This window comes from Kitasatospora sp. NPDC127067, from assembly GCF_042724755.1.
GTDB lineage: Bacteria > Actinomycetota > Actinomycetes > Streptomycetales > Streptomycetaceae > Kitasatospora > Kitasatospora lactacystinica.
This window is the reverse complement of the sequence record NZ_JBHXEM010000055.1, coordinates 16011-32218: the sequence shown is the minus strand read 5'-3', so window position 1 is coordinate 32218 and position 16208 is coordinate 16011. Positions and strand designations below refer to the sequence as shown.

Annotated in this window: 12 protein-coding genes; all 12 read left to right on the top strand. The window is 71.4% G+C overall.

Annotated features, from left to right (window positions below):
- The first annotated feature begins 11 nt into the window (after positions 1 to 11).
- The 12 genes from ACFWJ4_RS22270 (at position 12) to ACFWJ4_RS22215 (ending at position 15926) form a co-directional block, all read left to right on the top strand.
- On the top strand, positions 12 to 1679 hold the full coding sequence (locus ACFWJ4_RS22270; protein ID WP_380546324.1) for an AMP-binding protein: 1668 nt from the start codon (positions 12 to 14) through the stop codon (positions 1677 to 1679).
- A complete protein-coding gene (locus ACFWJ4_RS22265; protein WP_380546322.1) occupies positions 1676 to 2371 on the top strand; it encodes a thioesterase II family protein in 696 nt (231 codons plus the stop codon). Before ACFWJ4_RS22270 ends, ACFWJ4_RS22265 begins: the two co-directional genes overlap by 4 nt.
- 88 nt (positions 2372 to 2459) lie before the next feature.
- Complete coding sequence (locus ACFWJ4_RS22260; protein ID WP_380546320.1) at positions 2460 to 3650, top strand: cytochrome P450; 1191 nt, start codon at positions 2460 to 2462, stop codon at positions 3648 to 3650.
- 34 nt (positions 3651 to 3684) lie between these two features.
- Positions 3685 to 3867, top strand: coding sequence for a hypothetical protein (locus ACFWJ4_RS22255; protein WP_380546318.1), 183 nt, complete (start codon positions 3685 to 3687; stop codon positions 3865 to 3867).
- A complete protein-coding gene (locus tag ACFWJ4_RS22250) occupies positions 3867 to 5573 on the top strand; it encodes an amino acid adenylation domain-containing protein (RefSeq protein WP_380546316.1) in 1707 nt (568 codons plus the stop codon). Before ACFWJ4_RS22255 ends, ACFWJ4_RS22250 begins: the two co-directional genes overlap by 1 nt.
- Positions 5573 to 6301 carry a hypothetical protein gene (locus ACFWJ4_RS22245; RefSeq protein ID WP_380351964.1) on the top strand — a complete coding sequence of 243 codons (729 nt, stop codon included), beginning with the start codon at positions 5573 to 5575 and terminating at the stop codon, positions 6299 to 6301. Before ACFWJ4_RS22250 ends, ACFWJ4_RS22245 begins: the two co-directional genes overlap by 1 nt.
- Positions 6302 to 6374: 73 nt before the next feature.
- Positions 6375 to 7055: a 4'-phosphopantetheinyl transferase gene (locus ACFWJ4_RS22240; protein WP_380546314.1), complete on the top strand. Its 681-nt coding sequence runs from the start codon at positions 6375 to 6377 to the stop codon at positions 7053 to 7055.
- Positions 7056 to 7144: 89 nt separating this feature from the next.
- Complete coding sequence (locus ACFWJ4_RS22235; RefSeq protein WP_380546312.1) at positions 7145 to 8533, top strand: condensation domain-containing protein; 1389 nt, start codon at positions 7145 to 7147, stop codon at positions 8531 to 8533.
- A 36-nt stretch (positions 8534 to 8569) separates the two neighbouring features.
- Positions 8570 to 8785: an MbtH family NRPS accessory protein gene (locus ACFWJ4_RS22230; protein ID WP_053690741.1), complete on the top strand. Its 216-nt coding sequence runs from the start codon at positions 8570 to 8572 to the stop codon at positions 8783 to 8785.
- Positions 8782 to 9534 (top strand): thioesterase II family protein, encoded by a 753-nt coding sequence (locus ACFWJ4_RS22225; protein ID WP_380546310.1) that lies wholly within the window; start codon positions 8782 to 8784, stop codon positions 9532 to 9534. Before ACFWJ4_RS22230 ends, ACFWJ4_RS22225 begins: the two co-directional genes overlap by 4 nt.
- A gap of 54 nt (positions 9535 to 9588) precedes the next feature.
- Positions 9589 to 13041, top strand: coding sequence for an amino acid adenylation domain-containing protein (locus ACFWJ4_RS22220; RefSeq protein ID WP_380546308.1), 3453 nt, complete (start codon positions 9589 to 9591; stop codon positions 13039 to 13041).
- A 209-nt stretch (positions 13042 to 13250) separates the two neighbouring features.
- Complete coding sequence (locus tag ACFWJ4_RS22215; RefSeq protein WP_380546306.1) at positions 13251 to 15926, top strand: amino acid adenylation domain-containing protein; 2676 nt, start codon at positions 13251 to 13253, stop codon at positions 15924 to 15926.
- Positions 15927 to 16208: the final 282 nt, after the last annotated feature.

The window sequence follows — 16208 nt, the reverse complement described above, 5'->3', positions numbered from 1 at the left end:
AGGGGGCTCGCGTGGAGACAGTGTGGAATGTCGTCCAGGCTCAGGCGGAGCGGACGCCCGAGGCCGTGGCCGCGCGGACGGCACGCACCTACACCTACCGTGACGTCGCCGCGCTGGCCGCAGACCTCGGCGAGCGGATAGCGGCGAAGGTCCGGCCGGGCTCCGTCGTGGCGCTCGACGCGTCCAGCCGGTTCAGCGGGGCCGTCGGCATCCTCGCCGCGAACGCCGCCGGCTGCGCCGTGCTGCCGCTCGACCGGCAGAGCCCGCCGGCCAGGCGGGCCCGGGTCCTCGACGACGCCCGCCCCGCCCTGCTGCTGCGCGAGCTGGCCGAGGGCGAGTTCGCCCTGGAGGGGAACGGACTTCCGTCGCCGCCCAGGGAACCGGACCTGGGTGAGATCGCCTACATCCTGTACACCTCCGGCTCGACCGGGCAGCCCAAAGGCGTGATGGTGGGCCACCAGGCCCTGATCGACCGCCTCGCCGCCCTGGCCGAGCGGCCGGGGCTGGCGGCCGGCGAGAGCGTGCTGGCGATGGCCGCGCTGTCCTTCGACATCTCGCTGGTGGAGCTGATCCTTCCACTGACCGTGGGGGCCTCCTTCACGGTGGTCCCGGAGGAGATCAGGGCGGATCCGCTCGCCTTCGCGGAGCTGGTGGCGGGGGCCGCACCGGACGTCGTCCAGGCCACCCCCAGCTTCTGGCGGATGCTGACGGCCTCCGCCTGGAAGGGTGCGCCCGGCAGCCGACTGTGGACCGGCGGAGAGACACTCACCCCGAGCCTCGCCCGGGAGCTGCTGCCGCGGTGCGGTGAACTCTGGAACGTGTACGGCCCGACCGAGGGAGTCCTCTGGGCCACGGCGGCGCGGGTGGACTCCGCCGAGCGGATCTCGCTCGGCGAGCCGGTGGCCGGGGTGGGCCTCCTCACCGACGAGAACGGTGAACTCCTGCTCTACGGGGAGGGGCTGGCGCACGGCTACCTCAACCGGGAGGAGCTGACGGCAGAGCGTTTTCTGCACGGCGACACCCCCGACGGCCGCCGCCGCGTCTACCGCACCGGGGACCGGGTCGGACGGGGACCGGACGGCGCACTGACGTTCCTCGGCCGCCTGGACAGCCAGGTCAAGCTGCGCGGACACCGGATCGAGCTGGGCGAGGTGGAGGCCGTCCTGGAGGAGCACCCGGAGGTCTCGCAGGCCGTTGTGCTGGTCCAGGACGCCGACCGGCCCGACACCGCGGCGCTGGTGGCCTTCGTGGTACAGCGCGCCGAGGCGGACCTCCAGGGCTGGCTGAAGGACCGGCTGCCGTCGAGCCACCACCCCGCCAGGATCACCGCCCTGTCCGCGCTGCCCCGCACCACCACAGGAAAGGTGGACCGGATCGGATTGGCGGCCGGCCCGGCCGTCGACGGCCGGGTGGCGCAGGCCGCCGAATCGCCCGCCGCAGCGCCCTCGGGGGACGTCCGGGCACTCGTGGCCGAGGCGTGGCGGCAGACGCTCGCCGCGGACCCCGTCGACGAGAACACCAACTTCTTCGACGCCGGCGGGAACTCGGTCCTCCTGACGGTGCTCCAGAAGCGGCTCACCGACGGCCTCGACATCCGGGTGCCGATCAAGGAGATCTTCCGGCACCCGACCGTCGCCTCGCTGACCGACCACATCCTCCGTACGGAGACGCCCAAGTGAACCTCTACTGCATTCCCTACGCCGGGTGCTCGGCACGCGTCTACGACCCGTGGCAGCGGCACCTGCCCGACTGCGTCACCGTCGTGCCGCTGGAACTCCCCGGCCGGGGCTCACGCTGCGTGGAGGAGCCGATCGACGAGCTGGAAGCCCTGCTCGCGGACCTGTACCAGCAGCTCGACCCGGCCTCGCCGTACGTGCTGTTCGGCCACAGCTACGGTGCTGTGATCGCCTTCGAGCTGACCAAGCTGCTCCGCTCCAAGGGCGCTTCGGAGCCGTCGGCGCTGCTGGTCTCGGCCAGCCGCGCACCCCGGCTGCCAGCCACCGACGCGGACAGCCACCGACTCTCCGACGCCGAACTCATCGAGCGACTGGCCGCGTTGGGCGGAACTCCGAAGGAGCTGCTGGAGAACGAGGAGCTGATGGAGATCTACCTCCCCGTCATCCGCGCCGACTACCGGATCCTCGGCGAGTACGGCACCGGCACCCCGGGCACGGTCGGCTGCCCGGTGGTGGCGTTCTACGGGGACACGGACGACGAGGCGGACCTGCCCTCGGTCGAGGCGTGGGCGGACTACACGGACGGTCCCTTCCGAGTGGAGGAAATCCGCGGCGACCACTTCTTCCTGCACTCCGCCGAGCGTCAGCTCGTGGCCGCCGTCGAGGCGATCTGTACGAAGGGGGAGCCGTGTTGAGTCCGGCCGTCGCACCGGTGACCCTCGGCCAGTTGTCGGTCGCCCCGCCGCGCCGGGTCGACCAGAACCCGGAGAGTACCAAGTGACCGTGACACAGGCCCCCCGCTGCCCCTACCGCGACGACGACCGCCCGGCGGCCGACCCCTGCGCGGACTACCTCCCGCTGCGGGAGGAGGAGCCGGTCCGCTGGGACGAGGACCTGGAGGTGTGGATCGTCTCCGGGTTCCGCGAGACGACGGCCCTGCTGCGGCACCCCGCTCTGTCGGCCGCCTGGCCGCAGCGGGGCACCACCACCCTGCACCGGGAGGGAGAGGGCGGGGGGCGGGCCGCAGAGGTCGTGCGCAGGTGGTTCATGTTCAACGACGACCCCGAGCACGCGGCGGCCCGCCGGGTCGTCGCGCCGCTCTTCGCGGCCGACCGGCTCGCCGCGATGCGTCCCGCCGTCGAAGACCTCGTCGACGAGCTCCTGGCGGGGCGGACGGACGGGCTGGAGGTGATGGCGGAACTCGCCGTCCCGCTCTCCAGCCGGGTCATCTGCCGGATCCTGGGTCTGCCCGGGGAGGTCGCGCCCCGGCTGCACGACTGGGCGCCCGACATCGCGGCGCTGCTGATGGCGGACTACCTGCCGGAGGTCAGGACCAGGGCTCATCGCGCCTTGCGGGAAATCGCGGACGTGGTGGACGAGGCCCTGCGCTCGGAGGTCCGCGAGGGCACCGGGCTCTGGCTGCTGCGCAACGCCCACCAGGGGGGCGTCATCGAGGCCGCCGACGTCTGGGCCACGGCGAGCCTGCTGATCTACGCCGGGTTCGAGACCACCTCGACCTTCATCGGCAAGGCCGTTCGGGCCGCGCTGCACGCCGATGCCTGGGCCGACCTGCGGAGCGGTGAACCGGGCTCGGTGGTCGACGAACTGCTCCGTTTCGACACCTCGGTCCAGCAGGTGGCCCGGGTGGCCACCGCGCCGGTGGAGGCGGCCGGTCACCTGATCGCGGAGGGGGATCTCGTCCTGCTGATGCTCGGCGTGGCCAACCGCGACCCGGCCGTCTTCGTCGACCCGGACCTTCTGGACCACGACCGCGAGATCAGGCGGCACCTCAGCTTCGGCTTCGGCGCGCACTACTGCCTGGGGGCGGGGCTGGCGCGGATGGAGTCCGAGATCGTACTGGAGCGCCTCGCCGGCAGGTGGGCGGATCTCGCCCTCGACGGGCCGCCGGTGACGAGGCAGCACTTCGGCGTCACCCTCCTGGAACGCCTGGCCGTGCGCGGCACGGCCTCCTGACGGCCGACCGCACATCCCTGAAAGGAGAGTTGGGATGACACGAGTGACGAGCGGCTCCCCGGAGTCGGCGGACAGCTCCATCGGTGGGGAGCGGGTGTCGCGGCACCACCTCCGCCAGTTCCTCACCCACCAGGATCACCGGGGCGACAGGGACGTGGTGGAGCGCGCGGCCCGGGCGGACCAGGAACTGCTTGCCGGGGACAGGAGTGGTCTTTGATGCAGGGCATCGTGAACGAACGGACGGTGGTCCGGATGCTCGGCGCGATCGTCGACGCGCATCCGGACGTGGTCGCGGTCGAGTGCGGCGAGCAGAAGCTCACCTACCGTCAGTTCTGGGACGCGGCCGCCGCGGTGGCCGGACGCGTACGGCAGGCCGAGGGCCACCGGAGCGGCTGCCTCGTCGCTCTGCTCTTCGAGCGCGGCATCGAGGGCATCGTGGCGCAGCTCGGAAGCTGGCTCGCGGGTGCCGCGTACCTGCCGCTCGACCCGGCACTGCCGGACGGCCGGGTGGAGGCGATCCTGCACGACGCCCGGCCGGTGGCCGTGCTCGCGCAGGAGGGGCTCGCCGGACGGGTGCCCGCGGGTGTTCCGGTACTCGACAGCACCGGGGCGGCCCCGGCGCCGGTGTCGCCGGCCCCGCTGGCCTACGTCATCTACACCTCCGGTTCGACCGGTACGCCCAAGGGCGTCGAGGTCGGCCACGCGGGCCTGGCGAACCTGGTGTCCTGGCACCGGGAGACCTACGGCACCCGGCCCGGGGTGCGGGTCGGAGCCTTCGCCGGGCTGGGGTTCGACGCCACGGTCTGGGAGGTCTGGGCGGCTCTCGCGAGCGGGGCGACGCTGGTGCTGCCGACCGAGCGGCTGATCGTCGACAGCTCGGTGATCGCCGAGTTCATCGAGCGGAGCGCCATCACGCACTGCTTCCTGAGCACCCCGCTCGCCGAGCAACTGTTCACCCTCCCGGCCCCGCCCGTCGGCCTGGCCGTCCTGCTGACCGGCGGGGACCGTCTTCGGGTGAGCCCGCCGGCCGGCTTCCCCGCCGCGGTCTTCAACCACTACGGGCCGACCGAGGCCACCGTGGTGACCACCGCCAGCGCGGACCTGCGCCGCTGCCCCACCGAGGGCGCGCCGGTGATCGGACGCCCCATCGCCGGCGCGAAGGTCCGGCTGGTGGATGCCGACGGGGTCGAGGTCGCCGAGCCCGGTGTGCCCGGGGAACTGCTGATCGGAGGCGATGTCCTGGCCTTCGGCTACCGGGGCGACCCGGAGCTCACCGGCCGCAAGTTCGTCGCCGACCAGGACGAGAGCCGCTGGTACTCCTCCGGCGACCTCTGCCGCTGGACGGCCGACGGCGAGCTGGAGTTCGTCGAGCGGCGGGACGCCCAGGTCAGCATCCGCGGTCACCGGGTGGAGCCGGCCGAGGTCGAGCAGGAGATCCTGGCCGTTCCCGGAGTGGACCAGACGGCCGTCGTCCACGTGCCGGACCAGGACGGCGGATCGCTGCGCGCCTTCTTCTGCGGCGAGGCCGAGCCGGACGACATCCGCGCCGCACTGACCGGTCGGCTGCCCGCGTACATGCTCCCCGCCGGGCTGCACCGGCTCGTCGCGATGCCGCTGACACCCAACGGCAAGATCGACCGGAAGGCCCTGCCGGACACTCCGGTCGCAGCCGCGGCCGAGCCCTCCCCCCTCGGCCCCACCGAGGCGCGGATCGCCGAGATCTGGTCGGATCTCACCGGGAACCTCCCCCGCTCCGGGGACAGCTTCTTCGAGATCGGTGGGCACTCGCTGATCGCCGCCCGGGCGGTGTCCCGGACGCGTGAGCAGTTCGGCATCAAGATCGGGCTGCAGGCCATCTTCAACCATCCGGTCCTCGCGGACTTCTCCGCCGAGGTCGACGAAGCCGTCAGGAGTGCAGAGTGATGCAGGACCAACGGCCCCTCGTGATACTGGAGTTCGGGAACGAGGTGCCCCGCAGGACCTTCGGCGCCATCCTGCCCGACGGTTGGCAGGAACGGACCCTCAGGATCGACCCATTGCACTACCCCGGCCTCGCCGACGGAGTCGTCGGGACGGCTGAGCAGGCCGCCCACTGGGCCGAGCGGATCACCGCCGCCGGGCCGCTCCCGGTCGCGGTGCTGGCCTACTGTTCGGCCGTCGGCCTGGCCTCGGCACTGGTGGAGGCGCTGCCCGGGCCGGACGTCCCGCTCATCGTGCTCGACCCGGCACCGGCCGATCCCAGGACTCCTCAGGAACTGCTGGACGACCTCGCCCTGGCCATGGACGAGTCCGCCGAGGTGCCCACGATCACCGGCCTGCCGTCCGGTGACGCGCTCGCCCTGGCCGGCTCCTTCCTCCTCTCGGTGATCGTCGGCTGCTCGCCCGGGCTCGACGAGGAGATCCTGGTCGAACTGACCGAGGGACAGCGGGCCTGGCTCAGCTTCACCCTCACCGCGGCGGTGCCCCCGCAGGCCCCTCCGGCTCCCACCCACGTCCTGCTGAGCGAGGCGCTCGACTGGCCGGGCCCCGGGGCGGTGCACCGGGTCGATGTGACGGCGGAGGAGCTGTTCCACGCGCCCGCCGTGAAGGTCCTGCTCACCGACCTGCTGGCCACCGGGGAGAAGGAGGAGCCGTGCAGCCCGCCCTCGTAGAGCGTGACGCCGTCGACGTACCCACCCCGGAAGCGGTGGAAGCCGTGACGGCCGAACTCGACGGGGCCGCCTCGTGATCACCCTCCTGCCGCCCGGCGTGGAGGTCGAGGAGGCGTACGGTGATCTGCCCGACGTCCCGCTGCAGCCGGGGGAGGCCGAGGCGGTCGCCCGGTCACCGCTCGCCAGGCGCCGCGAGTTCGCCACCGTCAGGCACTGTGCCCGAACCGCCCTCGGCCGGCTCGGCATCCCCCCGGCCCCGATCCTCCGGGGCACGGCGGGGGCACCGCAGTGGCCGTGCGGCGTGGTCGGCAGCATGACCCACTGCTCGGGCTACCGGGCGGCCGCGGTCGCCCGGGCCGGGGCATTGCGCTCCCTCGGTATCGACGCGGAGGTCCACCGGCCGCTGCCCGACGGGGGCCTGCGCCTGATCACGTCGCAAGCCGAACGGCACCACCTCGCGGAACTCCTCCGCCGGGACGCGGAGGTGCACTGGGACACGCTGCTCTTCGCCGTCAAGGAGAGCGTCTACAAGGCGTGGTACCCCCTGGGCGGCACCGTGCTCGACTTCGTCGACGCCGAAGTCGTCCTCGACCCGGAGAACGGGACCTTCACCGCCCGGCTGCCGGCTTCGGAGTCGACGGCCGACGGGGCCGGCCCGGTCTTCTTCGAGGGGCGGTGGCGGGTGGCGGACGGGCTGGTCCAGGCCGCGAGCGCCGTTCCGGGTCGGCCGTGCACCTCCGGCCCGTCCGATTGAAATCCTCGGAAGCAGTGGAAAGCCTCTCCGAATCGGTCACGTCGGTCCGGGAATTCTGTCAACCATTGATGTGAAGATTGGCTGGCCAAGTGGAAGACCCCTACGATTTCGAGGGTGACAGGGCCTGGTTCGAACTGTGGAACGGTCAAAGGGGGTTGTGGCTCCAGCATCAGCTGGACGAGGGCCGGGCGGAATCCAACCTTCCGCACTGGCAGCACCTGTACGAGGCGGTGGACATCGTCGCCGTGCGCCGTGCCGCAGCCTTCCTGATGGACCGCCACCAAGCGCTGCGGCTGTCCTTCCGGGACACTCCAGAGGGTCCGCGCCAGCGTGTCCTGCCCGAATTCGACCCGGACGTGCCGCTCGTCGACCTGACCGGCGCGGCCGATCCGACGGCCGAACTCAATCGGCGCATCCGGGACGAGAACGCGACCCCCTTCGACGAACTCGCCACCCCGCCGGTGCGGCTCAAGGTGTTCAAGCTGGCCGCCGACCACCACTGCCTCTACGTGAACGTGCACCACATCATCACGGACGGCACCAGCATGGGCATCCTCATACGCGAACTGCTGCTCTGCTACCGAGCTTTCGTCGCGGACGGAGAGCCGGAGCTGCCCCCGCTCCCGACGACCTACGACGCCTTCGTGCGGGGCCGGCGGGAGTGGCTGGCGAGCGACCAGAGCAAGGCCATGGAGGTGTACTGGCTCGACCAGCTGGCCGCCCCGCTGCCGCGGCTGCGCATCGGGGACCACGACGCGCCCGCCGACGAGGTGGTGAACGAGACGCTGGAGTTCGACGTCGAGGCCGACACGGCCGCAGGGCTGGCGGCACTGGTCAAGAAGCTGCGCGTCACGCCGCACATCCTGCTGCTCAGCGCTTACGCGGTCGCGTTGCGAGACATCAGCGCCGACGACGACATCGTGGTCTGCGTCCCGTTCTCCGGCCGGGACACCAAGGAGTTGAACGGCATGTTCGGCAGTTTCGTCAACCCGCTCTCCGTCCGGGTGCGGATGTCGGGTGCGGACCCCTTCGAAGAGGTCGTGCGCCGGACCAGGGCCGTGAGCATCGGCGCCTACGCGCACAGCCGCTATCCGTTCACCCTGCTGCTCGAGAAGCTCGATGCGGAATCCCGACCCGGCCGGAACCCGGTCTTCTCGACCTCCTTCCAGTTCGCGGACTTCCTGCCCCCGGCCCGGCAGACCTCGCAACTCGACCTCTGCCTGTTCGGCAAGCCGGACGGCGACCGGCTCCGTCTGCGGCTCAACTACAACTCCCGACGGCTGGCGAAGTCCGAGGCCGAGGAGGTCCGGTCGGCCTTTCTGGCCGTCCTGCGGACGGTCGTCGAGGACGTGACGGTCTCGCTGGCCGCCCTGGCGGAGCCGCTGGCGCGGGCCCGGCGGGCGGCGCGGACCGTACCCGCCGGCCGTCGTCGGCTGGGGGCCCTGCGAGCCTCCCGGCCCGGGACGCCGAACGCCTGAGCCGGTATCGCGCCATCTCACCGAAAGGAAGGGCCCATGGACGGACAGCGTGACGACGACGGCTATGTCGTGGTGATCAACTCCGAGGAGCAGTACTCCATCTGGCCGCAGGGCCGCGAGCTGCCCGCCGGCTGGCGGGAGACGGGCGAGCGGGGCTCGAAGGAGGCCTGTCTCGCGCACGTCGACGAGGTGTGGACGGACATGCGTCCGCTGACCCTGCGCCGGGAGATGGCGGGCGGGACCGGCCGATGAGGGTGACGGTCAGGCCGCTCGCCGACCGGCCGCAGGCGGCCACGCGGCTGTTCTGCTTCCCCTACGCCGGCGGCGGTGCCTCGGTGTTCCGCGACTGGGCCGCCGCCCTGCCCGCCGACATCGAGCCGTGGTCGGTACAACTTCCGGGCAGAGAAGACCAGTTGGGCGCCCCGCTGTTCGACCGGATGGGCGCGGTGCTCAACGTCCTGGTGCCCTCGGTCATCCAGCACCTGGACCGTCCGTTCGCATTCTTCGGGCACAGCATGGGCGCCCTGATGGCCTGGAACCTCACCCGCACCCTGCAGCGGATGGAGATCGGCTCACCCACCCGGCTGTTCGTCTCGGGGTGCGTACCGCCCCAAGCCCGGAAGGAGACCGCGTACCACACCGGTCCGGAGAAGGAGCTGATCGGGAAACTGCGCTCCTGGTCCGCGACACCGGAAGCGGTTCTGGCGGACCCGGAACTGATGCGCCTGATGCTCCCGGTGATCCGGGCCGACCTCGCGGTGGTCGAGACCTACCGGTTCACCGACGGGCCGCTGCTGACCTGCCCGGTCACGGCGTTCGGCGGGACCGAGGACGACCCCGCGGGCACTGCGGCGATGCCGCGCTGGGGCGAGCTCACAGCCGGCGGCTTCGACCTGCGGATGTTTCCCGGCGGCCACTTCTTCCTGCACTCCGCCCGTCCGGCCGTACTCGCCGAGATCGCCGGGCGGCTCGCTGCCGTGCCCCGGCAGCACGGTCACTGACCCGAAGCCCTTCGAAACAACCATCCTCTCGATCGACGGATTAGGTGGAACGACATGTCGCAGCGGTCCGTGATGGACGTCGTCTCGGATGTGTGGACGGCAGTCCTGCACACCGAGATATCCGGTCCTGACGCCAACTTCTTCGCGCTGGGCGGAAATTCACTGAAAGGTGCCAGAGCGATCAGCCAGCTGCGCGAGGAGCTGGGCATCCGGATTCCGCTCAGCGTGCTCTTCGACGCACAGACCCTCGTCGAGCTGACCGCGGCCATCGAGGCGATGCGGGAGACGGAGCCCGGGACGGAACAGACCATCGAGCCCTTCGAGGGGCGCTCGGGCGAGGTCTTCCACGCGCCCACCTCGTTCACCCAGCAGCGGCTGTGGGTCGACGAGCACATCCAGGGTCCGAGCTCCCGCTACAACATCCCGATGGCGCACGAGCTCGTGGGCCCGCTCGACATCACGGCCCTGGGGCAGGCCGTCCAGGCGCTGGTCGACCGGCACGAGGTCTTCCGCACCACCATCAAGGCGGTCGACGGCATCCCCGAGCAGGTGATTCAGGCCAAGGCCGAATTGCCGCTGACCGTGGTCGACCTCCGCGACGAGCCGGAGGAGAAGCAGGAGCAGGTCCTGGCCGCTCTGCTCCTCGACTCCGCCCAGCGGCCGTTCGACGTGGAGCGGGGGCCGCTGCTCCGGGTCGAGCTGTACCGGCTGGACGAGGACTGGCACGTCCTGCTCATCAACCTGCACCACATCATCACCGACGTGTACTCCTTCGAACTCGCCATGGCCGAGCTGCTGGAGCTCTACGCCGCCGCCGCCGACGGCGGGATCCCGGCGGCCGCGAAGCCGCCGGTGCAGTACGCCGACTACGCCGCCTGGCAGCGGCGCACGGTCACCGGAACCACGCTCGAACGCCAACTGGACCACTGGAAGGACCGACTGCGCGGCCCGCTCCCCGTGCTGGACCTTCCGACCGACCTGCCGCCCCGGGAGACCGGCACGAGCCAGGGGGCGTCGGTGGACATCGAGCTGCCCCGAGCGGTGTCGCGCAGGATCCGCGAGCTGTCCAGGGAGCACAACGCCACCCCGTTCATGACCGTGTTCACGCTGCTCAACGTGCTGCTCAGCCGGTACAGCGGCCAGACGGACATCGTGGTCGGCATCCCCAGCGCCAACCGTGATCTGCCGGAGCTCGAGTCCATGCTCGGGTGCTTCCTCAACACCCTCGCCGTGCGCAGCGACCTGTCCGGCGACCCGACGCTGGCCGAGCTGCTCGGCCGGGTCCGGGGCAGGATCCTGGAGGCCTTCGCCCACCAGGACGTCCCCTACGAGCGGGTGGTCAACGCGGTCTCGACCGACCGTTCCTCCCGGCAGGGGCCGTTCCGGGTCATGCTGGCGTACCAGCACGCGGTCCCGGCGCCGGAGCTGGCCGGGATCACCGTCAACGACGTCGAGTTGGGCCTGAACCTGAAGGCGGTCAAGTTCGACCTGGTGTTCCGGGTCGTCGAGACCGAATTCACGTACCGCCTCGCGATCGACTACAACACCGACCTGTTCCTCGAGGACAAGGCCTGGCGCATCCTCGACCACCTGGCCGTGCTCGCGGCCGACGCGGTGGCCGCTCCCGCCAAGCGCCTCTCCGAGCTCACCATCCTTCCCGAGGAGGAGCGCCGCCAGCTTCAGGAGTGGTCCACCGCCGACTGCGGTCCTTACCCCACGGACCTCTTCCTGCACCGGCTGTTCGAGGCGCAGGCGCTCAGGACCCCGGGCGCGGACGCGGTCGAGAGCGGCGACGAACGGGTCAGCTACCACGAACTCGACCGCAGAGCATCCCGGCTGGCCGACGAGTTGACGGCGCGCGGCATCGGCACCGACGACCTGGTCGGCCTGTGCGCGGACCCGTCGGTGGACCTCATCGTCGGCATCCTCGGCATCCTGAAGTCCGGTGCCGCCTACGTGCCGATCGATCCGCTCGCCCCCGTCGACCGGATGTCGTACGTCGCCGCGGACAGCGGGATGAAGATCCTGGTCACCACCCCGGAACTGCGGGACCAGCTGCCGGCGGCCGTCCTGGAGAGCGTGGACGTGGTGAGCACCGCGCAGGACGGAGCCCAGGACGGCGCGCAGGACGGCGCCCCGGGGTCCGCGCTGCACCCCTCGCAGCTGGTGTACCTGATGTACACGTCCGGGACCACCGGCCGGCCCAAGGGCGTCGGCCTGCCGCACACCGCGATCACCCCGTGGATCCAGTGGGCCCAGGACATCCGTCCGATCGGGCCCGGCACCCGGGTGGTGCACAACCTCTCCTACCACTTCGACTGGTCTGTCGAGCAGATGTTCCACGCACTGACCGCAGGCGCCTGCCTGGTCATGCTGCCCCGTGAGGTCAAGGCCGACGGCCGGGCCACCGCCCGGTTCATCAACGAGCAGTCGATCCACATGCTGTACCTGACGCCGACCCAGATGCGCGGCATCACCGACGCCGGCCTCGACATGCCGACGCTGCGGCACGTGTCCATGGGCGGCGAGAACCTGGACGCCGACCTGGTGGCGCGAACCCGTGCGGTCGTCCCCGCCGGGTGCGAGATCTGGAACGAGTACGGGCCGACGGAGACCGCGGGCGCCGCCCTGGTCGGCCGGATGGGCGACGAGCCGCTGGAGCGCAGCTCCATGCCGCTGGGTGAGTTGATCGCCAACGCCTCCTGCGCGGTGGTCGACCGCTGGGGGAACCTGCAGCCCATCGGCGTGCCCGGCGAGCTCTGGATCGGTGGTGACGGCGTCGCTCGCGGCTACCGCAACCAGCCCGCCCTGACCGCCGACCGGTTCGCCCCGGACCCGGCCCGGCCCGACCGACGCCTCTACCGCACGGGTGACCTGGTGCGCCGCCTGCCCAATGGGGAGATGGAGTTCCTGGGCCGGGTCGACAATCAGGTCAAGATCCGCGGCGTGCGGGTCGAGCTGGAGGAGATCGAATCGGTGCTGCGCGGTCACCCGGAGGTGGCGAACGCCGTGCTGGTCCTGGAGCCCGACCAGCGGCTGGTCGCCCACGTGGTCAGGACACCGGGCAGCGGGCTCGACGAGGCCGCGCTCCGCGCCCACCTCGCCCCGAAGCTGCCCATCGTCATGCAGCCGGCCGTGTTCATGTGGCTCGAGGCCATGCCGCTCTCCCCGACCGGCAAGGTGGACCGCCAGCGGCTGCCCCGACCCGAGCCGATTCCCGTGCTTCCGACGGCCGTGACGCCGCCGAGCACGGAGACGGAGCGCACCGTCGCGGCGGCCTGGGCGGAGGTGCTCGGGTTCGCCGAGGTGGACGTGCGGGCCAACTTCTTCGAGGCCGGCGGGGACTCGTTCTCCCTGCTGGCGGTCGTCAGCCGACTGCGGGCCGAGCTCGAGCTGGACATCCCGGTGCGCGCCCTGGTCGACGCGCCGACCGTCGAGACGCTGGCCGCGCACATCGAGGCACTGCGCCGGGCTGCCCTCCATCCGTCCGCGGCGCCCCTTCCGTAGCCGACCCCAGGAGAGGACGATCCGCGTGAGTGGACACCCCGAGAACAGGACCGCCCTTGCGAGCCGTGGCGGTCGCGGAACGGCGGGAGCCGAGCCCCCGGCAAGCCGTACGCCCCTGCGGGTCCGCCGCGGGGCGACGAATCCTTCTCGGCCTCGTCGGTGCCTGTCCCGGTCCGGCGGTCAGTTCGACAACGATGGGAAGTGACGTCATGAGCGACACCGCGGCTCACGACATGGCGGCAGAGACTCTGCCCGATCTGTTCGCGGCCCAGGTGGCCCGCACCCCTGACGCCGTCGCGCTCGTCGGCGGCGATGCATCTCTCACGTACGCCGAGCTGAATGCCAGGGCCGGCCGACTGGCGCGATCGCTCATGGCCAAGGGGGCGGGGCCCGAAACGGTCGTGGCGGTCGCGGTGCCGCGATCCGTGGAACTGGTGGTCGCCCTCTACGCGGTGCACAGGGCCGGGGCCGCATACCTTCCGGTCGATCCGCAGCTGCCCGCCGAGCGGGTACGGGAGATGACCGAGGATGCACGCCCCGTGCTGATGCTCGACAGCGAGGACGTCCGGCGGATGTCGGAGGAGGGCGCGCCCGAGGCGGACGGGACCGGGTGGCCCTCGCCGCACCCGTCGAGCACCGCCTACGTCATCTTCACCTCGGGATCCACCGGCCGGCCCAAGGGGGTGGCCGTGTCCCACGAGGCCATCGTCAACCGCCTGCGCTGGATGCAGGCGGAGTATCCGCTGGGCCACGACGACCGCGTCCTGCAGAAGACCCCCGCCGGATTCGACGTCTCCGTGTGGGAGTTCTTCTGGCCGCTGTGCGTCGGTGCGCGCCTCGTCCTCGCCGGGCCGGACGAGCACCGGGATCCCACCCGGATCGCCGAGCTGATCCGGGCGGAGCGGATCACGACCGTGCATTTCGTCCCGTCCATGCTGCGTCACTTCCTCGAAGGGCCGACGACGGCCCGATGCGATTCGCTGCGCCGGGTGTTCGCGAGCGGCGAGGCGCTCTCGGCCGAGCTGCGGTCACGGTTCTTCCGCCTCCTGGACGCCGAACTGCACAACCTCTACGGGCCCACCGAGGCCGCGGTGGATGTGTCCCACTGGCGCTGCGGCCCCGACGACCCACCCGGCCCGGTGCCGATCGGTGCCCCGGTGCGCAACACCCGGCTGTACGTTCTGGACGAGCAGCTGAACCAGGCCGCGCCCGGTGCGGCCGGCGAGCTCTACATCTCGGGTGTCCAGCTGGCCCGCGGGTACGTCAACCGGCCGGGGCTGACAGCAGAGCGATTCGTCCCCGATCCCTACGGCCCCGAAGGCAGCCGGATGTACCGAACCGGGGATCTCGCCCGGCGGGACCCCGACGGGGTCCTGCACTACCTGGGCCGCAACGACCACCAGGTCAAGGTGGGAGGCGTGCGCATCGAACTCGGCGAGATCGAAGCGACGTTGGCCCGGCACGCCGCGGTCGCCGACGCGGTGGTGGCCGCGAGGCCCGACGAGGCCGGCCAGACGCGGCTGACCGCCTACCTCGTACCCGACCCCGACGAGGCCGCCGCGCTGCGGAACCTGTGCCGCCTCGAAGAAGCCGGGCTCCTCGACCGGAAGGACCTGCAGACCCTGCCGAACGGCATGGCCGTCGTCGCGTCCAACCGGTCGGAGGCGGACTTCCTGTACCGCGAGATCTTCGAAGAGGGCGAGTACCTGCGGAACGGGATCACGCTGCCCGACACCGGGGCCTGCGTCTTCGACGTGGGCGCGCACATCGGGTTCTTCTCGCTCGCGGTGGCCCGCTCCCGTCCCGGCAGCGTGGTCCATGCGTTCGAGCCGATTCCGCAGCTGTTCCGCATGCTCGAACTCAACACCCGGCTGCACGGAGTCGACGCCAGGCTGTTCCCGTGCGGCCTCGCCGAAGAGGCGGGCACGGCGTCGTTCACCTACTATCCGCAACTTTCGATAATGTCGGGGCGATTCGGTGACATCGGCGAGGAGCGCGGTGTCCTGGAGGCCTTCGTCCGCAACGAGCAGCCGATGCGGCAAGCCCTTCCGCAGAGCGGTGCGGCGGATCTCGACAGTCTGCTCACGGAACGGCTGCAGCACACCGACGTGACCTGCGAGCTGCGCACGCTGTCGGACGTCATCGACGAGACCGGTGTGGAACGGATCGACCTGCTCAAGATCGATGCGGAGAAGAGCGAACGCGCGGTGCTTCTGGGGCTCCGTGAGGAGCACTGGAACCTGGTCCGCCAGCTGGTGATCGAAGCGCACAACGCCCCGGGCCGGATCGACTGGATCAGGGGCCAACTGGAGGAGCGGGGGTACCGGGTCACCGTCGACGGGCTGGCGATGCTCTCGGAGACCGGTCTGGTCACCCTCTACGCAGTCCGCGGCGGGCAGCCGGCCTCCGGTGGCGGGGAGAGTGCCGCACCGGCGTACCGCGGGTCGGGTTGGTCGTCCCCGGATCTGTATGTCGAGGACGTGCGGCGAGAAGCGGAGCTCCGGCTCCCGCCGCACATGGTTCCGGACCACTTCGTGATCGTCGACGCGCTTCCCCTGACGGCCAACGGCAAGCTCGACCGGGCGGCACTGCCTGCGCCCCGGCGCCGACCGACCGGGAGACCGGCCGCTCCGCGCGACACGACCGAGGTGCTGCTCCGCTCCTTGTTCGCCGACGTGCTCGCCGCACCCGACATGGGGATCCACGACGACTTCTTCCGTCTGGGCGGCAACTCGTTCGATGCGATCCGCCTGGTGGCCCGGATCCGTGAGGCGCTGGATGTCGGAGTGACCGTCCCGAGCCTGTTCAAGGCCCCGACAGTGGCCGCCTTCGCCGAACTGCTGGCCCATGGACCCGACGGAGCCCCGTTCTCGCCCGACGCATGACCCTTCCGCACGTCGATGCCCGCTTCCGCGGTGCCGCACAGCCTTTCCGACCGATGAGGGGTCGTCCGTGGACGGCGCGCCGCCGCCGCACGGCCGTCGACAAGGTCACCACCCTCCGGTTCGACCGACACGGCAACCGAGGGGCCAGGCCGCCGAGCCGAGGGACTGCGAACACGTCCGCCGGGCCGCCGGGCCCGTCGCGGTCCCCTTCGGGACCTGCGGCGAGCCCAGCAACGCCCAGGCCGGCGGACAGTCCCGCCCCTGCTGAACCGCCCCTCCCGT